The organism is Longimicrobium sp., assembly GCF_036399255.1.
Lineage (GTDB): Bacteria > Gemmatimonadota > Gemmatimonadetes > Longimicrobiales > Longimicrobiaceae > Longimicrobium.
The window spans coordinates 19,473-37,101 of record NZ_DASWNM010000095.1 but is presented as its reverse complement, the minus strand read 5'-3'; the positions used below and the strand labels follow the sequence as shown (position 1 = coordinate 37,101).

The window sequence follows — 17,629 nt, the reverse complement described above, 5'->3', positions numbered from 1 at the left end:
AAGGAGGCGCCACACCGCACCATTGGCTCGCACGAAATCCGGCGCGCCGACTGAGAAATCTACTGTCTGCTGCTGGTGCCCCGCCGCACCGCTCCGGCACTGGCCCTGTCCGCCCGTGTCGTAGCCGCGAAGCAGGCACGGCTACCGCGTCTGCCCTCCAGCAATCCGACAATAGATTCCTCGGCCCTGCAACCTCTGGTGTGAAAGCAGGCTACGGCGTGGCCGGGCCTCGGAATGACAGCGCTGGTAGATCTGCCTGGATGTGCAGCGTCGGATTCTTGAGCATGCTCTCAGGGCATTTCCAAGAAGACGTCGTAGCTGCCGGTGGAAACGCGAGGAGCCGGTTCTGCGGCGTTCCCGGACCAGCTCACAATCCGAGATCGCTCGCGGTGCACCCCAGGCAGCGGTACCCATCGTTGCTCAGCGAGTACCCGCCTTCGCCCAGGTTCAGCCGCTCGCCGCACGTGGAGCAGAGCGTCGGGGCGAACTCGGGCGGGTTTTCCAGCGTTACGAAGTTGTGCTCGTTGGTCCCGTAATAGACGTAGATCTCCGGCTCGAACTCCTCGCGGCAGTCCTGGCACGTGCGCCAGTCGCCGGCATGCCCCGCGGTGTGATGGTAGCCGCAGAGCGTGTAGCGCCGGTGGTTCCGCGAGCAGCTGTTGCGCGCGTAGGAGAACATCACGTAGCTCCCCTCGTCGTCGCAGATCCACTGGTCGCAGCACGCCGTCTTCGTGAGCCGGCCCGTCTTTCCGCACAGCCCGCACGCGTGCGCCGCTCCGCCGCCGGGTGACGGCCGGGCCCTGGAGGCGCGCTTGCCTGGGGTGGATGAACTGGAGTTCGCCATGCCGGATCATGGGAGGGGGGATGGAGAGCCGCGGCCGGGTTCGGAGGTTCGCCGGCGCGGCTGCCGCGATGCCGTGCCTTACATGGCGCTCACGACCCGGACGGTGCAGTGGCCATCGTGTTCGATGCTCACGTGAACCGCCGTGATGAGCCGGTCCAGGTCTGGATACAGCAGCCTTCCGCGCGCGATCACCGCGTCCAGAAGCCTCTCCGTATCGGGGTCGGAAGGAATGCCCATCGCCCCGTTCAGACGAGCGTACAGCTCCTTGCCGCCACCGTCGCCCGGTAAAACGGCCTCGTTCCACAGCAGTCCGCACAGCTTGAGCGTGGCCACGAACGCTTCGCGGTCCTCCGGCAGCGACATCTCGCGCACCAGGGGCTCCGCGAAGTCCATCAGGACCTCCGACATCTTTACGCCGCCGTACCCGTCTGCGCGCCTGGCCCCGCGGAAGCGGTTCGACTTCAGCGCCCGCTTCAAACGCCGGCTGTTTCCCATGAGCCCGTGCCAGAAAACTTGATCCACGGCCGGCGTACGCAACGCGCGCCGCCAAGCGGCCACGAGGGAACAAGATGAACAAAGTACACGCAATCCGCAACCCTGTACGGAGTACGCGGCACTCGGGCGGCGGGTTGGCGGGTGCGGACGCCCCTGGTCCTGCTCAACGCCGCCGGGCGGCGGCCGTGGGATCGCCGTGCGCGGCGTTGAGCGCGACCGCCTCCCGCGCCAGCCGGCGCACCGTCCCGGCATCGACCGTTGCGCCCTCGGCCAGCTCGAGCGTGGCCATGTCGTACCTGCCGCCCGGCTTGAGACGCGGCTCGATGGATCGCAGGTGCTTTCCGCGCCAGAAGCCGAACAGCACCCGCTCGTCTTCGGCGCGGATGAGCAGGACGGGCCCGTTGGAATGATAGACGAGGTGCCCCCACTTGATGGTTTCGTCCAGCGGCGCCGCGTCCAGCACCGCCGCACGCAGCTCCTCGACGCGTGCCCGGCGCCAGCCGTCGAGGGCGGCGACGTACGCGTCGGGACTGGCCGCGGGAGTGGACTTTCTCATCTTACGGCCCGCGGAGCCGGCGTCCCGACGCGGCGAGCGCATCCCGCAGAATGCCCAGCGCCCTGGGCCCCATGCCGTGGAGCGCCCGCAGCTCCGCCTCCGTGCGAGTCTCCAGGTCGGCCATGGAGCGCACGCCGGCCGCGTGCAGCGCCCGGAGCGCCGGGCCGCCCACGCCCGCGGGGAAGGCGGCGCGGTTGGGGTGCGTGGCCTCGGTTTGCTTGCTCGCCATCGTCCGTCGCGGGTGGAGGGGGTGGGCGGCGGGCGCGCTACCGCTGCGGCTGGATGGCGTAGGGCTGCACTTCGCAGGTGGCGTGGACCGGAACGTAGAGCACCTCCGGCGTGCCTTCGAGCCCCATTGCCTGGAAGACCGGAACGCCCCGATACGTGGCGTAGAGGCTCATCTCGTGAAGCCCCACGATGCGCGGAAGCCCGTGCTTGCGATAGCTGCTTCCCTGGATCGTGATCGAAGAGTCGCGGTCGAACCATGCCTCGCCCGCCGCGTAGCGCGGCCGCTGCGCGAACGTGGGCTGTGGACCGGGGCCACCGTGGCGGCACTGCGCCTCGGGATCGTTCCGCGCGGCCTGGACCAGCGCCCGCTTCTCCCGCCCTCCCATCTGGTCCAGCACCGCGCCAAGGGCGAACCAGATCGCCTCGGAGCCGCTGGCGTACGTTTTTCCGCCCGCGCTCACCTGCCAGGGCACGTGCGCCTCACCCTGCGACCGGGTGTGGAAGCGGATGACCGAGTCTCCCACCGTCAGGTCGGCCGTGATGGATGGGTAGTCGTCCGTGTGGGTGAGCGTAAAGCCGGCGCCCCCCTCCCGCAGCGGCGCTTCCGACAGCACCTGGAGCAGGCTGTCCGCCGCCGCGCGCGGCAGATGGATGGCGAAGCTCGTGTCCCGGCGGATCAGCCCCGCGCCGACGCTGATCTGCGCGGTCCCGGTGAACGATCCGTCCGCCGAGCGTCCCAGGCGGTACGTGGCCAGTGTGGGTGAGATGGGCGAGTACCCGTGCCATGCATCCACGACGACCAGCTCGCGGGCAGCGCGCAGGGGGAGACCGGCGGCCTGCTGGGCAGCGATGGCCGCGGGCCAGCCCATCGCCGCGAACCCCACCAGCAACGCGCGAAAGACAGGACGGTGAGCCGGCATGCGTGGTCCTCGGGATGGAAGCGGAGCGGGCGAACGCCGGCGCCGCGTATGACGTCCGCGCGGGGTGGCGGGTGAAGGCGCTCCGGTCAGCCCGGCTGCGGCGGATCGGCCGGCGGTGCCGCCGAGCTCTTTCGCGGATGTGCCGCCGAGTGAAGGTACAGCGATTCCACCTTGGCGCGCGCCCACGGCGTCTTGCGCAGGAACTTGAGCGACGAGTTGACGCTGGGATCGTGCGTAAAGCACCGGATGGCGATCCGCTCGCCCAGCCCCTCCCAGCCGTACCGCTCCACCAGGTGCTCGACCATCGCCTTGAGGGTAATTCCGTGCAGTGGGTTGGTGTGCTGCGCCTCGTTCATCTGGGTCTGCGCTCATCCGGTGCGGAAAGGAACCCTGCGTCCGCGAACCGGCTGGCGGTCCGCGTCGGAATGCGTGTGCCCCGGGCTCAGGGACGAAGAATCACGGACCCGATCGCCTGCACCGCCGCCGCGAGGTGATCTCCGCCGCGTCATCCAAGGTCTGTGCGTGCGGAACACGCCGCGTGAGCCGACGATCACCGCAATGCATCACCATGCATGCCGCGCCCGCCGCCGATCCCCTCGCCCCCGGTGCGGGCGGCGGGAAGCCCGGAGAGCCCGGTCCGGCCGCGGCTGGCCATCCGGAAGCCGTCGCGGCGCCGTTTCACGCTCCACTGGCTCTGGTGCAGGCGAAATGCGGACCTTCGGAGCAGGTCAGCGCGTGCGGCGGGGACGCACCAGGTCCACGACGTCCGCGAGCACCTGCGCGAGCTTGCGTCGCCAGGTTGGGCGGCCCGCAGGGCCACACGCCGCACCGGCAGAGAAGGTACGGCTGGCCGTGGATCGCGAGCGCACGTCAGGCGGGCCCGTTCCTCCGCGGCCACAGGCGCACCGCCGCCCGCACCCGCTCCATCCCGCCCGTGCCGACGGGCGTCTCCGTGAACGCCACGGGAATGCGCCCGGGACGAACTCCACGAGCGCCTCCGCCTCGTCGTCCGTCCTGGCGCGCAGGGTGGCCGCGGCGCGTGAAGCCGCGGTGGCGGCCGGGTGCGCATCAACGCGGGCGCGCACGCTGGTACGGGTTGGGCCAAGCGGCCTTTGCGCCCAGCCCGTGCGCGGCGAGAAGCGGCCAGCGCGGGTTGCGCAGAAGCTCGCGCGCCAGCAGCACCACGTCCGCCCGCCCCGCGCGGATGATCTCGTCCGCCTGCTCCGCCTGGGTAATCAGCCCCACGGCCGCGGTGGGCACGCCGCCCTCGCGCCGCACCCGCTCGGCGAAACCCACCTGGTAGCCGGGGCCCACCTCGTACTTGACGTTGGGGATCAGTCCGCCGGACGAGCAGTCGATGAGGTCCGCGCCGTCCTCGCGCAGCAGCGGCGCCAGGCGCACGGAATCGTGCACGTCCCACCCGCCCTGCGCCCAGTCCGACGCCGAGATGCGCACGAGCACGGGCAGCCGCTCGGGCCACACCTGGCGCACGGCGGCCACCACTTCGCGAGTGAGCCGCACGCGGTTCTCGAACGAGCCGCCGTACGCGTCCGTGCGCGCGTTAGAAAGCGGCGACAGGAACTGGTGCAGCAGGTATCCGTGCGCCGCGTGCACCTCCACCACGTCGAACCCCGCGTCCAGCGCGCGCCGGGCCGCGTCACGAAAGCCATCCACCACGCGAAGGATTCCGGCCGCGTCCAGTTCCACGGGCCGCGGATAATGGTCGGCGAAGGGGATTGCGCTGGGCGCCATCACGTTCTCCCAGCCGCCCTCCTCTACCGGTACGGCGCCATCCCCCTCCCACGGCACGCGCGTGCTCGCCTTGCGGCCGGCGTGCGCCAGCTGCGTTCCCGCCAGCGCGCCGTGCGCGTGGATGAAGTCCGTGATGCGCCGCAGCGCCGGGACGTGCTCGTCCTTCCAGATCCCCAGGTCCGCCGGCGAGATGCGTCCCTCGGGGACCACCGCCGTGGCCTCGGTGATCACCAGCGCCGCGCCGCCCGTGGCGAACGCGCCCAGGTGCACGAAGTGCCAGTCGTTCGCGAACCCGTCTTCGCTGGAGTACTGGCACATCGGCGACACGCCGATCCGGTTCTTCATCTCCACGTCCCGCAGCGTCAGGGACGAGAACAGCCCCTCGGCCATCGCTTCCGCCACAATCCCTTCCTCCCTGTCACCCTCGCGAGCACCCACCACGGCGAACGGCATTCGCGAGCCGCGCCGGCGGTAAACTTACGGCTCCCCGGCGAATCCACAACGCACCCCGCACTGACGCTGCCTTGATGCCGAAGCACGTCTGCAGGCGGACGTTGCGAGTGCTCCCGGGCTCAGAGGGTGTGCTAAACCATCAAGCGCACAACGAAGCGGTGACTTCCTGAGAGGGTGTTGCCAAACCCCCAAACTCACAAAGAAGCGGTGACTTCCTGAGGGAGCGCACCACGTGTAACCAGAGGTCACACAACAGATTGCGCGCGACCGAAGGACCTCGTCCCGGTGGCGCAGGGGCCCGATCAGGGCACGGGACCAGCCCCGTCGTTCTGCTGGCGAGGTCCTTCGGTCGGCGCCAAGCTGCAGTGTACAAGCGAGTTACAGGGCGGCGCCTCCCTCAGGAAGTCAATCACGCCAGGAGGTTTGGCAACACCCTCTCAGGGCTGAAGGACCACGGATTCGATCGCCCGCACCGCCGCCGCAAGGTCACCCTCCGGCGCGTCGTCGAAGGTCTGCGCGTGGAAGCTCACCACGCGCGAGCCGACGATCACGCAGTAGATCACGCCATGCTTGCCGCGCCCCCCGCCAATGCCGCGCCATTCACCGCGGGCGGCGGGAAGACCGGAAAGCTCCATCCGGCCGCGGCTGACCAGCTGAAAGTTGTCGCGGTGCCGTTCCACGCTCGCGAGAAACTCATCCAGCAGCGACTCCGTGGGGTGCGCCTCTCCCTCGTCCGGCAGGCTCAACCCGGCCGCGTCGAGGTCGATGGTCGTGACCTGCAGCACCGTTCCCCGCTGGGTGCCCGGGATGTCGCGCACGAACCCGGCGGTCTTGAACCCCGGTGAAGTGGTCTGGACCTCGGGCCCCTCGAATCCCGCGGGCACGGCCAGGCGGATCGGCCCATCCTCGTACTGGGCCGAGAGGGTGGCTGCCTGCACCAGCAGCATCAGACAAAGAATCAGGCTTCGCACATGATCTCCCGGCAAGCAAGGCATGGGTTGTAAAGAGAGGCCTCCGGCACTCCCGCAATCTGCTCTCCGTTCGATGATCTAGCGAGAGACCTCCCCCGTGGAGGCGTCCAGATACAGGCGATTGGACATCTGCATGCCTCCGCAGCAGGTGAAGCAGCTGCGCGGAATCCGCAACCGCAACAGGGAGGATACACTCCGAGTGAAGCAAGCGCATGATCAGCGGATCCCGCCCACGCGGCTGCGGGAGATGCTGTCGGACCGCTTCGGCGCGTCCGAGGCCATCACGAGCTCCGGCATCAAGCTCGCGCGCGTGGCGCAGGAGGAGGAGCGGGCGATTGACGTGCTCGTCGCGGAAGCGGTGCTGGAGCTCGCGGATGATCTGCGCTCGACGGCGCAGCGAGTGACGAGTCCGGGGTGACGAGAAGCATTCAGCGCACCGAGGCGGCCAAGCCGCGCCGGTGCGCTGAATCGTGGAGCCGGGCCGATCGTGGGGACCGGCGGTTTTTCCGTCGCGTGAGCGGCTACGAGCGTCGCCTGCCCGCCCTCACGAGCCGCGCAGGGCCGTGGCGATCACGCTGCCCAGGGGCGTGGGGTTGGGATCGTTCTGGTGCGACACGGCGTTGCGCGCCCACTCCTCCATGCGCACGCGGTCCTTCTGAAAGATCATCATGTGCGTGGAGCCGCCGAACTCGAAGTGGCCGATCTCGGTGCCGCGGGTTACGGGGACGGCCGCGGCGCCTTCCGGAACGATGAAGGTGCTCGGCTCGATCACGCACGTCGACACCTCCACCATGCCGATGCAGATCAGCGCCACGTAGCCCACCGTCTCGTGGTGGAAGATGAAGATGCCGCGGGCCGCCACGTGGGCCAGGTACGGCTGCGACTGGGTGCCCTCCCAGGTGCCCTGGTTCTCGCCCTGGTCCGGGCGCTGGGCGAAGTAGGTGCCGGGCTGCACCCAGGAGCGCACGATGGTGCCGTCCAGCGGCGCCTTCCAGCGGTGGTAGTGCGTGGCGGACAGGAACCCCTGGTACGCCTGGCCGCCCTCGAAGAGCGACGCCCACTGCCGCTGACCCGCAAACAGGTCCAGCAGGGAGTAGTCGGCGTCCTTGATCCAGAAGTTTGACTCCAGCGCCAGGTCGTCCTGGTACGCCCACGGCGTGGTCTCGCAGCCGATGTTGACGTCGATGCTCGCGTGGCCGTGGAACGGGCGTGCGCCGGGGACGAACTGCCGGATGAAGAACGAGTTCCACGAGTCGTAGCCGTACCCCGGCTTGCGGGGATCATGGACCATCTGCTTCCACACGCCGGCCTTGTGCGCGGCCCTGGAAATCCAGGAGCCGGGCTTCTCGGGATCGGTGATGTCGAGCTTGTCCAGCGAGGCGCTGCTCTTGAGAAAGGTGTTCCAGGCCTCGAGCACCTTGCGGAACTGGCTGTTGAACTCCGCGTCGTGGAACAGCGCCGTGCCGGCCTCCGTGGCCATGGCGACCGCCAGCAGGCCGTTCATGGGCGTGCCCACCTGGGCCGTGTCGTTGAACGACGGCGAGGTGGTGACGATCTCGTTCAGGATCTCGAAAAAGGCGTCGAACCCCTCGATCCACACCACGTCGCCGTCCGCCCTGATCTCCTTGCGGGTCTTTTCGTCCAGCCCGCGCACGTAGGCGTTGGCCTGCTCGATCATGGAGTTGAGCCACATGCGGTAGACGCTGTGGCCGGTCACCCAGTTCTTGAACTCCTGGATGACGGGCTGCACGGGTGCCAGCGTGCCGGCCCTGCGCTTTTCCGAGATGTGCTCGCGCAGCGGGATGAGGAACTTTGCCGTGGCCCATACGCGGTTGGGGACCCAGAAGCCCATCTGGATGGGCCCGGCCTCTTCCAGCGTAAGGAGCGGATTGGCGCGAACGACGGCGCCGACCTTGACCTTCTGCTGCTTTTTGGTCGTGGGACGGGGAGTGGTGGTCCTGGCCATTGTCGTTCCTTGTCTGTGCCGGCGGAAAGCAAGGTGCCGCGTTGCGCGGCGGGGGATGAACAGCACCGGCTGCAGCCATTTCGGGCTCGCGCCGCCGCGTCCCCCACCGGCACCGATCGCACCAGCGGCGCGACTCAAGACAAGATGTTGCCATACGGGAAGATCCGTGAAAAACCGGGCCGCAAGCCACGGCCTCCGCCGCAACATTGCGTTACAGCCATTGCAACGCTCTGTATCAGCGGCCTCCGCTCACGCTCTCACGGCGCTGGAACGCCGCACCCGCCGGCCTCCCCCGCAGCACACCGGGCGATGGATTCCCGTACGAACAGGAGCACACGGTCGGTGCCGTCGAGGACGTCCTGATGGACGGGATGACGCGAACGTCGGGGATGACGGCGCGGGGCTGGTGGGCCGCGAAGTGCTGGCTGCCGCCCAGCAGCGGAATGCTCAGCCCGTGTCGATCCGTGGGCGATCCGCGCCGGATGCGGTGCCTTCCGGAACCCGGCCGCTGCGAAGCACGATTCCCACGACGAACCCCATCACCGCAAGCGGCCCCCCGATGCGGAATCCCTGCACCACGCCGCCCAGCACGATCAGCTGGAACAGCGTCCACCACTCCGTCGGGGCGCGGTGGTACTCCCAATCGCACCCCGGAAGCGAAACGGCCGCGGCGCGGCAGTACGTCTCCTCCAGAAAACCCGGCATGGCGGCGACCGCGACCCAGCAAAGCAGGCCGAGGACGGCTGCGGACGAGTGCCGAACGGGGCGCGCGTGACGCCACGCCCCCCGGACCAGCAGCGCCGTGACGGCCAGGCCGAGCGTCAGTTGCAGCCAGAACGGCCACTGTGGTCCAAAGTCCATTGGGTCCGAGCCTGGATGGAGGATTCCCCGTCGCCGGTGAGGGCACAGGGGAACGTCCAGAAGACGGTATTTTCTGGCGAGGACGGGCCAGGGCGGCCTGGATTCAGCACCCTCTCAGCCTCAGGGGTTTTGCTAAACCTCGCCCCGTGATTGACTTCCTGAGGGAGGCGCCGCTCCTTGATCTGCGGGTACGCAGCGGCCATGGCGCCGACCGAAGGATCTCGCCAGCAGAACCAGGGGGCCGGCTGCCGCGCCCGGAGGCCAGCCCTTCGCGAAGGCGAACGAGATCCTTCGGTCGCGCGCGGGCGGTTGTGTGGCTTCTGGTTACCCGCGGTGCGCTCCCTCAGGAAGTCACCGCTTCGTTATGAGTTTGAGGGTTTGGCAACACCCTCTCAGGGCGCTGAAACGCCGCACGCTTCGGCATCGCCTGCGGCACACCGGGCGATGGATTCCCGCACGAGCAGGAGCACGCGGTCGGTGCCGTCGAGAACGTCCTGGATGGACGGGGTGACGCGAACGTCGGGAATGACGGCGCGGGGCTGGTGGGCCGCGAAGTGCTGGCTGCCGCCCAGCAGCGGAATGCTCAGCCGCTGCCGGCTGTGGGGAAGCACGATCACCAGCGACTGCCCGCCGCTCGTGCGGCCGAACGCGTTGTCACCCCCGTTCTGCTCCCCCAAAAAGCGGACGGGGCGGCCCTCCACCCGGTGGTAGCGGTAGACCAGGTCCAGGAACTCGTTGGTCGCCGAAAACGAGCCGCCGTCGGTCAGCACGTGCAGGCGGCCCGTAAAGCGGTCGGGGCGCGGCTCGTACGTCCGGTACCGCTCCTCGTCGATATCCCGGTTCAGCACCCACGAGCCGTCCACGGCCCGCGACACGAAGTCGGTGGGTGAGGCAGCGAAGGCGCGGACCTCGTCGGACGGGTTGTCGGCGTAGGCCAGGCTCGACAGCGACGCCGAGGCCAGGATCGTGGGATTCGGCAGCTGGAACGGCCGGTCGGCCAGGTACGCGTAGAGCATCGGCGGATAATCGCCGTTGCCGCCCTCGTTCCCCCGCACGTCGATGATCAGGTCCCCCGCGCCGCTCTCGCTGATCTGCCGGAACGCCGAGGCAAAGAAGGCTTCGAAGCCCGGATGATCCGGCCCGAGCAGCCCCTCGTAGAACGAACGCACCGTCAGCAGGGCCACGCCGTCATCCAGCAGCCGGAACTCCAGCGCGGGTGGATACGCGTCCAGGCCCCGCCCCGTCCGCTCGCGGTAGAGCGCGGTCATGCGCCCGGGAGACTGGCCCGCGACCACGCGCCGGGTCGCCGCTTCGCCCGGGCGGGGCGCCACGTCCAGCGTGTACGTGCCGGCCGACCCAAACAGCAGGTCAAGGAGAAGATGGAACTGGAACCCCTGGCCCAGCTGGTACAGCTTGAAGGTGTCGTTGGCCCCGTCGGCGCTCAGGTACAGGCGCATGGTGTCGAGCAGGTCGCGCGCCGGACGCCCGTCGACGGCCACGATCTCCGCGCCGGGCGCGACCTGGGCTTCCTCGCTCAGGTCGGTGACCACGTACAGCTTTCCGTCCAGCACCCTCACCACAAAGGGAAAGAACCGTCCGTCCCGGTCCAGGCGCCGCAGACGGTACCCCTGGCCCTGCACGGGCAGTTCGAGCGTGGTGTGGCCATGCCGCAGCGCCGCCACCACCGGCAGGAGCCGCCGGTGGAACTCCCGCGCCGTCATGGGCCGGTCCAGTCCCGCGGCGACCTTCGCGAAGCGCGCGTCGAGGTCCGGCTTCGACACGTGCCAGTACAGCCCGACGTGCGATTCTTCCAGCGCCGCCCGCATCACACGCAGATCCTCACGCAGCTGCGCGACGGGGACCGCCGATTCCCCCTGCTGCGCCGGCATCGCTGCGGGCCGCACGACCTGGACGAGAAGCGCCAGTGCCAGCAGCGCCCGCACGAGAGGGTACCGGGATGTCCTGTTCAGGCGTGGCATGGCTCGGGAATTCGTCACGTACAGCTTGAAAGCAGGCAACCCGGCACGGCGGGACGGGATGAACCGCCACCGCGTGCCGGTGTTGCTCGATGAGAACGCTCGGGATGCGGGGGAGAATGCGGAGCGCGGAGGAATGTTGGCGCACCGGGAGGAATGTGCAAGGTCGGTACAACGTTCAGGAGCACCGGCCGCTACGCCACACGTTGGGGCGGGCGATGCCCTGAATTCACGGAGCCACGCCAACGCGGCTGCTGGAGATGCTGCCGGACGGCTTCGGCGCGTTTGCCCCCCTCGTGAGCTCCAGCATCGCGGTCGGCTGCCGGCTGGGCGCGCCCGCTCTTCGCGCTGCTCGCCGCGAGCTCCGCTACGTTTGGCCGCCGTCCGGGTCGATGATGAGAAGGCGGGCGCAGAAACTCCGCGGGAGAGCCATCCGGGGAATCCCGCCGACAGGTCGCGGAGGCGGCATCACGGATGGTGTCCGTACGGCTCCGGGGCATCCGCGTACTTCCGGTACCTTCCCAGGGCACTCCCTACGGCGACGAGCACCGGGAAAAGCAGCCGCTGGACGATCATGGGGATCTCCACCAGCCTGAACTCGGTGCGGTACCGCTGGGCGAGAAACGCGGCGTCGAGCAGCGCCGGCCGCCGCCCGCCGTTGGCTTTCTGCGATGCGAAGAGGGCCCCGAGAAAGAACTCGACGTTCCCCGCCGGCTTCACGAAGGCGCTGCACCGCAGATCCGATTCGCCCGCGTTCCAGAAGCGGTGGGCCTGTCCGGCGGGAAAGACGACGGTCTCTCCCTCCGCGGCAAACGCCGGCTCCCGGCCGCCGATCTGGTACCCCAGCCGGCCCTGGATGACCGTGAAGGCCTCTTCCTGATGATAGTGGACGTGCATGGGCGGGCCGGCCCCCGGCGCCACGCGTGCCTCTCCCACGACGCGCTCGCCGTCCGGCTCCTGGATGCGCTCGGAGAAGGTGAGCCACTCACCGCCGCCGTTGTCGATGGTGCAGGGATATTCTCGCATCGTGTCGCGGGGTTGGGTTCGTCCAGGCGGGCGGAGAAACGCCGCGGCAGCCCCGTCACGGGCCGCCATCCCTCGGCGGAGGTTCCGCGCTCCCGGCAAGCAGCCGCGCATGCGCATCCAGCACGGAGCGATCCGCGATGGGAGTACGCGACAGGTCGAACACGACGCGGTCCCCCACGATGCGCGCGAAACGGTCGGAGGTAAGGTGGTGCGGCCCCTGCTGCGGCACGATGATCAGGTGCGCATGCGCCACCCCGTAGCCATGTACCAGGAAGCCCACGCGCTCCGGGCGGAATACCTCGCGGACCCGGCGGCCGATCCGCTGCGCGACCCCCATGATGTGCAGGGCCGTCGTATCAGGCAAATCCGTGAAGTGATCCACGTGCGCCCGGGGGATCACCAGGCACTCTCCCGGCGCGGTCGGCTGCAGCGTCATGAAGGCCACGACCAGCTCATCCTCGTGGACAAAGCTGGCCGGTGCCCGCCTCGCGACGATCTCACAGAAGATGCAGCTCATCGAAGTCGTCCCTTCTTCGAGGAGAGGATCCCCTCGCCCACGCGGCCGCTGGAGATGCTGTCGGGCCGCCTGGGCGCGTTCGAGGCGCTCAGACATCTGCGCGGACCGAATGAGCGGGAAGATGTCCCCGCTGTCCGTGCCGCGACGGTTCGCGGGACCCGCGACTACCGGTCTGCGCGCGACTGTGCGGTGCCAAGGGCGGCACCGACCGCGACGCCAATGGGGAGCCACAGGGCGATGTTGCCGACGATCACTCCAAAGGCGGCGCCGCAGGCGGCACCGATCGCGATCCACTTGGCCATGTTGCGTCCGAGGTGATTGGAGGAGCCTGACGATCGTCCAGGTAGACTGAATTCGGCCATTCGATCGAACGTCTTCATCCCACACCCTCTCCGCTGTCGCTTTGCCGCTGGACCGTGCACGTGCAATGCCGGTCTCCACCGACTCCAGGCAATACGGAACTCCAGCCTCGAGCTCGCTCACGTGGCGCCGGAGGAGGAGTTCGCGATGGAACCGCTCGTTTCCGGAGCCCGGTCTGGAGTTGGCGGTCCCGGTTCAGCGACCTGCACCGGCGCTCTTCGCATCGGATATCAGAAACCCACTTGTTGATTATCGATAAATCCATTATCTATAGTCGACATCGTCGATGGCTGCGTCTCTCGAACTTCCGCTTCCATGCCCAGACCCAATCGTGACGCCCTCACCCTGACGCGCAGGCTCCTGCGCGTCCTGATCAGGCTCAACCAGCTCATGGGCGTCGCCATCCTTGCGCTTCTGGCCGCCACCCTGGTCGCCGAGGGCCCGGTCATGGGCGCGCTGGGCGTACCTGCACCCGAGCAGAACACGCGGCTCATCCTGGGGATGCGCGTGATCATGGTCCTCGGCATCGCCGCCGTGCCCATCGCCCACGTCGTTCTCACGCGGCTGCTCACCATCGTCCGCACCGTGGGCGACGGGGATCCCTTCGTGATGGAAAACGCCGGCCGCCTGCAGCGCATCGCCTGGGCGGTGCTGGGGCTCGAGCTGCTGCACCTTGCCGTCGGCGCCGTCGCGGCCGGCGCATCCACCGGCCAGACGCCGCTCGACATCGACTGGAGCCCCTCGGTTACGCGATGGCTCGCCGTGCTGCTGCTCTTCGTGCTCGCGCGCGTGTTCGAGCAGGGCGCGCGCATGCGCGAGGATCTCGCCGGGACGGTCTGACGATGCCGATCATGGTCAAGCTGGACGACATGCTCTACGCGCGCCGCATGACGCTGACGGAGCTTTCGGAGCGCGTAGGGATCACGCTGGCGAACCTCTCGATCCTCAAGACCGGCAAGGCCCGCGCGATCCGCTTCTCGACGCTCGACGCGATCTGCGCGGCGCTGCAGTGCCAGCCGGGAGACCTGCTGGAGCACATCCCCGGGCCGCCCACGACGGACGACGATGACGGCTGATCGCCGCACCGCACCCACACTCATAAGGAGTCGCACCATGCACGAAGTCTCGACCCTTCGCCTGAACGTTCTCCGGGCCACGTACCTGCTCATCGCGGTGGGGATGGGGTTCCAGATCTGGCCCATGATCCTGCGGCACCCCGCCGACGTCGCGCACATGACGGGTGTCGTGCGGAGCATGCTCGGCGCGATCACGCTCCTGGCGCTGCTGGGGATCCGCTATCCGCTGAAGATGCTGCCGCTGCTCTTCGTGGAGTGGGTGTGGAAGGCCATCTGGGTGCTCTCGTTCGGGCTCCCGCTCTGGTCGGCGGGCCAGCTGGACGCCGGAACGGCGGAGACGATGCAGGCGTGTCTGCTGGGCGTGGTGCTCGTCCCGCTGGTGATGCCGTGGGGATACGTGTGGGCGCACTACGTACGGGCGCCGGGGGACAGGTGGCGTGGGCGGGCGTCCGCGCCCGGCGTCCTGCCGAACTCCTCCGCCGCCGCCGTGTAGCCGGCGGCGGCGTCTTCACGGCCCACACCCATCGAGCGCCCGCGTAGAGTTCCGCCCGGAGGTGCGGACCAGGCAGCCACCGAGAGCCAGACACGGGGAGCCCCGCGTTGAGGCGACACGCTACGGGCTCGCCCCCGCGGCTGCGTGATACCGAATCCCGCAGTTCATTGTGCACCCCCGTGTCCTTGGTGTGACGCCGAATCCGGGGAAACAACACCTTTATGCGTACAGAGGAACAGAGTCAGACAGAGGAAGCGAGCTGAGTTATCGGCTTGGTTCCTCTGTCTGACTCTGTTCCTCTGTACGACTGTTCTTTTTCAGGATCTGGTCTGAGGATGAGACGGCCTGTGGGGAATGCACAATCGGGCTGAGAATCTGGCATGAGATGCTGTCCGACCGCTTCGGCGCGATCGGGCGAAGGCCGCGCCGGAGGGCCAGACCTGCGCGGGGGCGCCGGACGGACAAATGCGCTAGAGGAAGGATCGGATCTGCCCGGCCATCCGGTCCAATTCATCGCGTGCAACGGGGTGTTGCTTGCACGGATCGAGGTCTCCCAGGCGGTTGAGCGGGACGAGGTGAACGTGCAGATGCGGGACGCCGTACCCCTCTACGGCGACTCCGATGCGATCGGCCCCCGTGGCTTTTTGAGCGGGATCGCGAGCTTTTGAGCGCAATCCCACAGGTCCCGGTAGCGGGGTGCCTCCAGCTCGAAGAGATAGTCGACGTGCTCACGAGGCACGAGCAGCAGGTGGCCAGGCTGGATCGGCTGATGGTCGAGAAAGGCAACGAATTCCGCGCTCTCCCATACGATTGCCGCGGGAGCCCGCCCCGCCACGATCTCGCAGAAGATACAACGTGTCGGTTCCACGTTGACCAGAAACCCTCCTCATGAGGGGGCCAGCGCCGCTCGGCTGGCTATGCGGCAGGGCTGCGAGTTGCCAACACCTGCCGGTGGGAGAAAGCTCCGCCGGAGCTGGACCCACGCGGGCCGAAGAGGGCAATCCCGCGCGGCGGTGGGTAGCGCCTGGAGATCAGGATCTAACGGTTGAGTTCGTCGGTGTATTTGTCCTCTTCCACCGCGAGGCGGATCGCCTCGTCGAGTCTCGCGAGCAGGTCTTGCAGCGACTCCCCGGGCCGCCTGACGAGCATCGCAAGTGCGTCGTGCCCATCCGAAGCCACGGCGGCACAACGAACTCTGCCGACTCGTCCGATCGTGATCTCGCCTTCACCGTCAACCAGCCACTCGATCTGACTCCACTGGTTCACGCGCCACCCCCTTCGCCATTGCGTCGCTTGTCTGCGCTCCCCTCCGGGAGTTCCAGAATTCGCAACGATATCCAACCCCGCCGTCGACAGGCAAGGAAACCGATTCCGCCACGACGAAGGGTTGGAAATCGAGCGGCGGTTGCCCACGCGGCTGCTGCAGATGCCGTCGGCCCGCTTCGGCGCGCTCGAGGCCATCGCGAACTCCACATCAAGCTCGCGCGACGGTGGTGCTGGGCCGCGCCACAACGTGGCGCTCGCCGCCACTCCTCGCGGTCCCGCGGCTCGGCTGGGCACGCCGCTCTTCGCGCTGCTCGCCGCGAGTTCCGTCTACGCCTGGACCTGCCGGCGCGCCATCGCCGCCAACGGCGCCCCCACGTTCTCTGAGACGCAATCGCCGACGTCGGCCGCGCCGTGGCGGGCCCTCCCAGGGGTACGGTTTCGGAACGGTTGCTGACACTGTCGATCAGGAGCCGTTACCGCCGCGGCTCGAAGGTGGGGGCGGCCTCGTCGCGGATCACCAGGACGCCGTCGAACGCGGCGGACCAGTCGGTTGTCGCAACCTCGCCGAAGAGCCGCGACGGCACCGGGCCCAGCGAGCGGAGCGCCGCCGGGTCCAGGTAGGCCCATTCCGCCACGTCGCCAGCCGTCCCGGCCGCGAGCGCCCGGGCCTCCAGCGAGTGCGGCGGCAGCGGGGCGAGCGGCTGAATCGCCCCCCCGGCCCGGGACCGCTGCCCCTGGAGCGCCGTGAAGCCAATGGCGGCCAGCCCGTCGCCCCACGGCTCGGCCAGCCGCGCGCCCAGGGGCGGCACCCGGCGAGGCAGTACAGGGTTGCGGCCGGGCCCGCGCGCCGCGTGCGTCGTCGCCGTCCAGACGACGATCTTGGCGTCCTTCGGCAGCCGGGCGGACCACCACGCGAGGCGCTGGGCCATGGCCAGGTCACGGTCGGGTGCCCCGGCAACCCCGGCCTCGCGCCCAAAGTAGCTGGCCAGGTCGCCGAGCATGACCGCGTCCGGCGCCCCCGGCCCGGCCGGGGTCCGTACGGCCGTCGCGCGATCGGCCGCCAGGCGGGTGCAGCCGGCCAGCCGTGCCTTCTCCGTGCTGTCGTACGGCACGGCCTCGGTGTAGCCCCAGTTGAAGTGGCGAGCCACGGCCTCCTGGCACTCTGCCGAGCGCGCGGGCGGCACCGCGGCGCCCACCAGGCCGGGCATGGTCGCGCGCGCGTAGGCAGCCGTCGCGCCCGGCTGGTCGTCCAGCCCGCCGATGGCCACGCGGCCGGCCACCGCCTCGTGCAGAAGCCACCGGCGCCAACCGGCCAGCTCCCGCGTCCACCAGAAGCCGCCGATGGCGCGGCCGAGCGCGAGCTCCAGCGAGTCGGCGCTGCCGGCGGCGGGCGTGCCACCCGGGCCCCGAGGCGCAGTGGCGATCGCCCGCTCCAGGCCGAAGAAGTCGTAGCTCCCCGCTTCGAACAGCACCGCTCTGAAGCCGCACTGCGCCACCAGGCGCTCGACGACCCGTGCCTTCACGCCGAACCCGCGCGCCTCCCCGTGCTCCGGCAGCTCGCCCAGGAGAACGACGCGCTTGCCGCACACGGCGGCGGCGACACGCGCGGCGGCCTGTTCCTCGAGGTCGTCGATGGCGGGGGGCACCGCCGGGTTGCTCGTGGCGCCCTCCATGGCAGGCTCCACGCGCTTCGCTACACCCCGGGCGCAGCCGAGCGACAGACCGCTGAGCAGCAGGGCGCCCACCGCGAGCCGCTGGAACAAGCCACGAGCGCAACGGACCGCCGCCGCGGCGAGAACCGCCGGCGCGTGCAGGCAAGCGGCGAATCCTGACGCGGGCTGCGGACGGGGCACCGGCCGGGGGGCTGTG

Annotated in this window: 21 protein-coding genes; 4 read left to right on the top strand and 17 right to left on the bottom strand. The window is 69.2% G+C overall.

Features of this window, described 5'->3' with window-relative positions; all coding sequences use genetic code 11:
- Positions 1 to 367 precede the first annotated feature (367 nt).
- The 8 genes from VGC13_RS17630 to VGC13_RS17595 form a co-directional block, all read right to left on the bottom strand.
- Entirely contained in the window at positions 368 to 844 is a 477-nt protein-coding gene (locus VGC13_RS17630) for a hypothetical protein (RefSeq protein WP_331126599.1), read from the bottom strand.
- Positions 845 to 922: 78 nt separating this feature from the next.
- Positions 923 to 1,237 (bottom strand): hypothetical protein, encoded by a 315-nt coding sequence (locus VGC13_RS17625; RefSeq protein ID WP_331126598.1) that lies wholly within the window; start codon positions 1,235 to 1,237, stop codon positions 923 to 925.
- A 265-nt stretch (positions 1,238 to 1,502) separates the two neighbouring features.
- Positions 1,503 to 1,895: a DUF1801 domain-containing protein gene (locus VGC13_RS17620; protein WP_331126597.1), complete on the bottom strand. Its 393-nt coding sequence runs from the start codon at positions 1,893 to 1,895 to the stop codon at positions 1,503 to 1,505.
- Position 1,896: 1 nt separating this feature from the next.
- Complete coding sequence (locus VGC13_RS17615; protein WP_331126596.1) at positions 1,897 to 2,124, bottom strand: hypothetical protein; 228 nt, start codon at positions 2,122 to 2,124, stop codon at positions 1,897 to 1,899.
- 37 nt (positions 2,125 to 2,161) lie between these two features.
- On the bottom strand, positions 2,162 to 3,043 hold the full coding sequence (locus VGC13_RS17610; RefSeq protein WP_331126595.1) for a hypothetical protein: 882 nt from the start codon (positions 3,041 to 3,043) through the stop codon (positions 2,162 to 2,164).
- An 86-nt stretch (positions 3,044 to 3,129) separates the two neighbouring features.
- The gene (locus VGC13_RS17605) at positions 3,130 to 3,399 is read right to left on the bottom strand and encodes a VF530 family protein (RefSeq protein WP_331126594.1); all 270 of its coding nucleotides are present in this window, start codon (positions 3,397 to 3,399) and stop codon (positions 3,130 to 3,132) included.
- A 712-nt stretch (positions 3,400 to 4,111) separates the two neighbouring features.
- Complete coding sequence (locus tag VGC13_RS17600; protein WP_349264235.1) at positions 4,112 to 5,185, bottom strand: NADH:flavin oxidoreductase/NADH oxidase; 1,074 nt, start codon at positions 5,183 to 5,185, stop codon at positions 4,112 to 4,114.
- A gap of 500 nt (positions 5,186 to 5,685) precedes the next feature.
- On the bottom strand, positions 5,686 to 6,219 hold the full coding sequence (locus VGC13_RS17595; protein WP_331126592.1) for a hypothetical protein: 534 nt from the start codon (positions 6,217 to 6,219) through the stop codon (positions 5,686 to 5,688).
- Positions 6,220 to 6,367: 148 nt separating this feature from the next.
- Between VGC13_RS17595 and VGC13_RS17590 the strand changes: the two genes are divergently transcribed.
- A complete protein-coding gene (locus VGC13_RS17590; protein WP_331126591.1) occupies positions 6,368 to 6,637 on the top strand; it encodes a hypothetical protein in 270 nt (89 codons plus the stop codon).
- Positions 6,638 to 6,763: 126 nt separating this feature from the next.
- Here VGC13_RS17590 and VGC13_RS17585 read toward each other — a convergent pair whose 3' ends face one another.
- The 6 genes from VGC13_RS17585 to VGC13_RS17560 form a co-directional block, all read right to left on the bottom strand.
- Positions 6,764 to 8,185: a phophatidylserine decarboxylase associated domain-containing protein gene (locus VGC13_RS17585; protein WP_331126590.1), complete on the bottom strand. Its 1,422-nt coding sequence runs from the start codon at positions 8,183 to 8,185 to the stop codon at positions 6,764 to 6,766.
- Between the two features lie 447 nt (positions 8,186 to 8,632).
- The gene (locus VGC13_RS17580) at positions 8,633 to 9,046 is read right to left on the bottom strand and encodes a hypothetical protein (protein WP_331126589.1); all 414 of its coding nucleotides are present in this window, start codon (positions 9,044 to 9,046) and stop codon (positions 8,633 to 8,635) included.
- A 392-nt stretch (positions 9,047 to 9,438) separates the two neighbouring features.
- Entirely contained in the window at positions 9,439 to 10,989 is a 1,551-nt protein-coding gene (locus tag VGC13_RS17575) for a S41 family peptidase (protein ID WP_331126588.1), read from the bottom strand.
- Between the two features lie 501 nt (positions 10,990 to 11,490).
- On the bottom strand, positions 11,491 to 12,048 hold the full coding sequence (locus tag VGC13_RS17570) for a cupin domain-containing protein (protein ID WP_331126587.1): 558 nt from the start codon (positions 12,046 to 12,048) through the stop codon (positions 11,491 to 11,493).
- A gap of 55 nt (positions 12,049 to 12,103) precedes the next feature.
- The gene (locus tag VGC13_RS17565; RefSeq protein WP_331126586.1) at positions 12,104 to 12,565 is read right to left on the bottom strand and encodes an HIT family protein; all 462 of its coding nucleotides are present in this window, start codon (positions 12,563 to 12,565) and stop codon (positions 12,104 to 12,106) included.
- A gap of 164 nt (positions 12,566 to 12,729) precedes the next feature.
- Positions 12,730 to 12,945, bottom strand: a complete 216-nt coding sequence (locus VGC13_RS17560) for a hypothetical protein (RefSeq protein WP_331126585.1) — start codon at positions 12,943 to 12,945, stop codon at positions 12,730 to 12,732.
- A 295-nt stretch (positions 12,946 to 13,240) separates the two neighbouring features.
- Here VGC13_RS17560 and VGC13_RS17555 point away from each other — a divergent pair, with 295 nt between their 5' ends.
- From VGC13_RS17555 to VGC13_RS17545, 3 genes are read left to right on the top strand one after another with little or no spacing between them, the layout of a single operon-like run.
- Positions 13,241 to 13,765, top strand: a complete 525-nt coding sequence (locus VGC13_RS17555; RefSeq protein WP_331126584.1) for a DUF2975 domain-containing protein — start codon at positions 13,241 to 13,243, stop codon at positions 13,763 to 13,765.
- 2 nt (positions 13,766 to 13,767) lie between these two features.
- Positions 13,768 to 14,001 carry a helix-turn-helix transcriptional regulator gene (locus tag VGC13_RS17550; protein ID WP_331126583.1) on the top strand — a complete coding sequence of 78 codons (234 nt, stop codon included), beginning with the start codon at positions 13,768 to 13,770 and terminating at the stop codon, positions 13,999 to 14,001.
- Positions 14,002 to 14,038: 37 nt separating this feature from the next.
- Positions 14,039 to 14,494, top strand: coding sequence for a hypothetical protein (locus tag VGC13_RS17545; protein WP_331126582.1), 456 nt, complete (start codon positions 14,039 to 14,041; stop codon positions 14,492 to 14,494).
- Positions 14,495 to 15,101: 607 nt separating this feature from the next.
- Here the strand turns inward: VGC13_RS17545 and VGC13_RS33675 are convergent.
- The 3 genes from VGC13_RS33675 to VGC13_RS17535 form a co-directional block, all read right to left on the bottom strand.
- Entirely contained in the window at positions 15,102 to 15,362 is a 261-nt protein-coding gene (locus VGC13_RS33675; protein ID WP_414683001.1) for an HIT family protein, read from the bottom strand.
- Between the two features lie 170 nt (positions 15,363 to 15,532).
- Positions 15,533 to 16,024 carry a hypothetical protein gene (locus VGC13_RS17540; protein WP_331126581.1) on the bottom strand — a complete coding sequence of 164 codons (492 nt, stop codon included), beginning with the start codon at positions 16,022 to 16,024 and terminating at the stop codon, positions 15,533 to 15,535.
- A gap of 209 nt (positions 16,025 to 16,233) precedes the next feature.
- Positions 16,234 to 17,433, bottom strand: coding sequence for an erythromycin esterase family protein (locus VGC13_RS17535; protein ID WP_331126580.1), 1,200 nt, complete (start codon positions 17,431 to 17,433; stop codon positions 16,234 to 16,236).
- Positions 17,434 to 17,629: the final 196 nt, after the last annotated feature.

Excerpts from the sequence above, each read along its gene's own strand:
- VGC13_RS17550 (WP_331126583.1), top strand. The coding sequence starts at position 13,768 with ATGCCGATCATGGTCAAGCTGGACGACATGCTCTACGCGCGCCGCATG.
- VGC13_RS17545 (WP_331126582.1), top strand. The coding sequence starts at position 14,039 with ATGCACGAAGTCTCGACCCTTCGCCTGAACGTTCTCCGGGCCACGTAC.
- VGC13_RS17615 (WP_331126596.1), bottom strand. The coding sequence starts at position 2,124 with ATGGCGAGCAAGCAAACCGAGGCCACGCACCCCAACCGCGCCGCCTTC.
- VGC13_RS17580 (WP_331126589.1), bottom strand. The coding sequence starts at position 9,046 with ATGGACTTTGGACCACAGTGGCCGTTCTGGCTGCAACTGACGCTCGGC.
- VGC13_RS17605 (WP_331126594.1), bottom strand. The coding sequence starts at position 3,399 with ATGAACGAGGCGCAGCACACCAACCCACTGCACGGAATTACCCTCAAG.
- VGC13_RS17625 (WP_331126598.1), bottom strand. The coding sequence starts at position 1,237 with ATGGACTTCGCGGAGCCCCTGGTGCGCGAGATGTCGCTGCCGGAGGAC.
- VGC13_RS17555 (WP_331126584.1), top strand. The coding sequence starts at position 13,241 with ATGCCCAGACCCAATCGTGACGCCCTCACCCTGACGCGCAGGCTCCTG.
- VGC13_RS17600 (WP_349264235.1), bottom strand. The coding sequence starts at position 5,185 with ATGGCCGAGGGGCTGTTCTCGTCCCTGACGCTGCGGGACGTGGAGATG.
- VGC13_RS17620 (WP_331126597.1), bottom strand. The coding sequence starts at position 1,895 with ATGAGAAAGTCCACTCCCGCGGCCAGTCCCGACGCGTACGTCGCCGCC.
- VGC13_RS17535 (WP_331126580.1), bottom strand. The coding sequence starts at position 17,433 with ATGGAGGGCGCCACGAGCAACCCGGCGGTGCCCCCCGCCATCGACGAC.
- VGC13_RS17560 (WP_331126585.1), bottom strand. The coding sequence starts at position 12,945 with ATGAAGACGTTCGATCGAATGGCCGAATTCAGTCTACCTGGACGATCG.
- VGC13_RS17630 (WP_331126599.1), bottom strand. The coding sequence starts at position 844 with ATGGCGAACTCCAGTTCATCCACCCCAGGCAAGCGCGCCTCCAGGGCC.
- VGC13_RS17565 (WP_331126586.1), bottom strand. The coding sequence starts at position 12,565 with ATGAGCTGCATCTTCTGTGAGATCGTCGCGAGGCGGGCACCGGCCAGC.
- VGC13_RS17585 (WP_331126590.1), bottom strand. The coding sequence starts at position 8,185 with ATGGCCAGGACCACCACTCCCCGTCCCACGACCAAAAAGCAGCAGAAG.
- VGC13_RS17570 (WP_331126587.1), bottom strand. The coding sequence starts at position 12,048 with ATGCGAGAATATCCCTGCACCATCGACAACGGCGGCGGTGAGTGGCTC.
- VGC13_RS17610 (WP_331126595.1), bottom strand. The coding sequence starts at position 3,043 with ATGCCGGCTCACCGTCCTGTCTTTCGCGCGTTGCTGGTGGGGTTCGCG.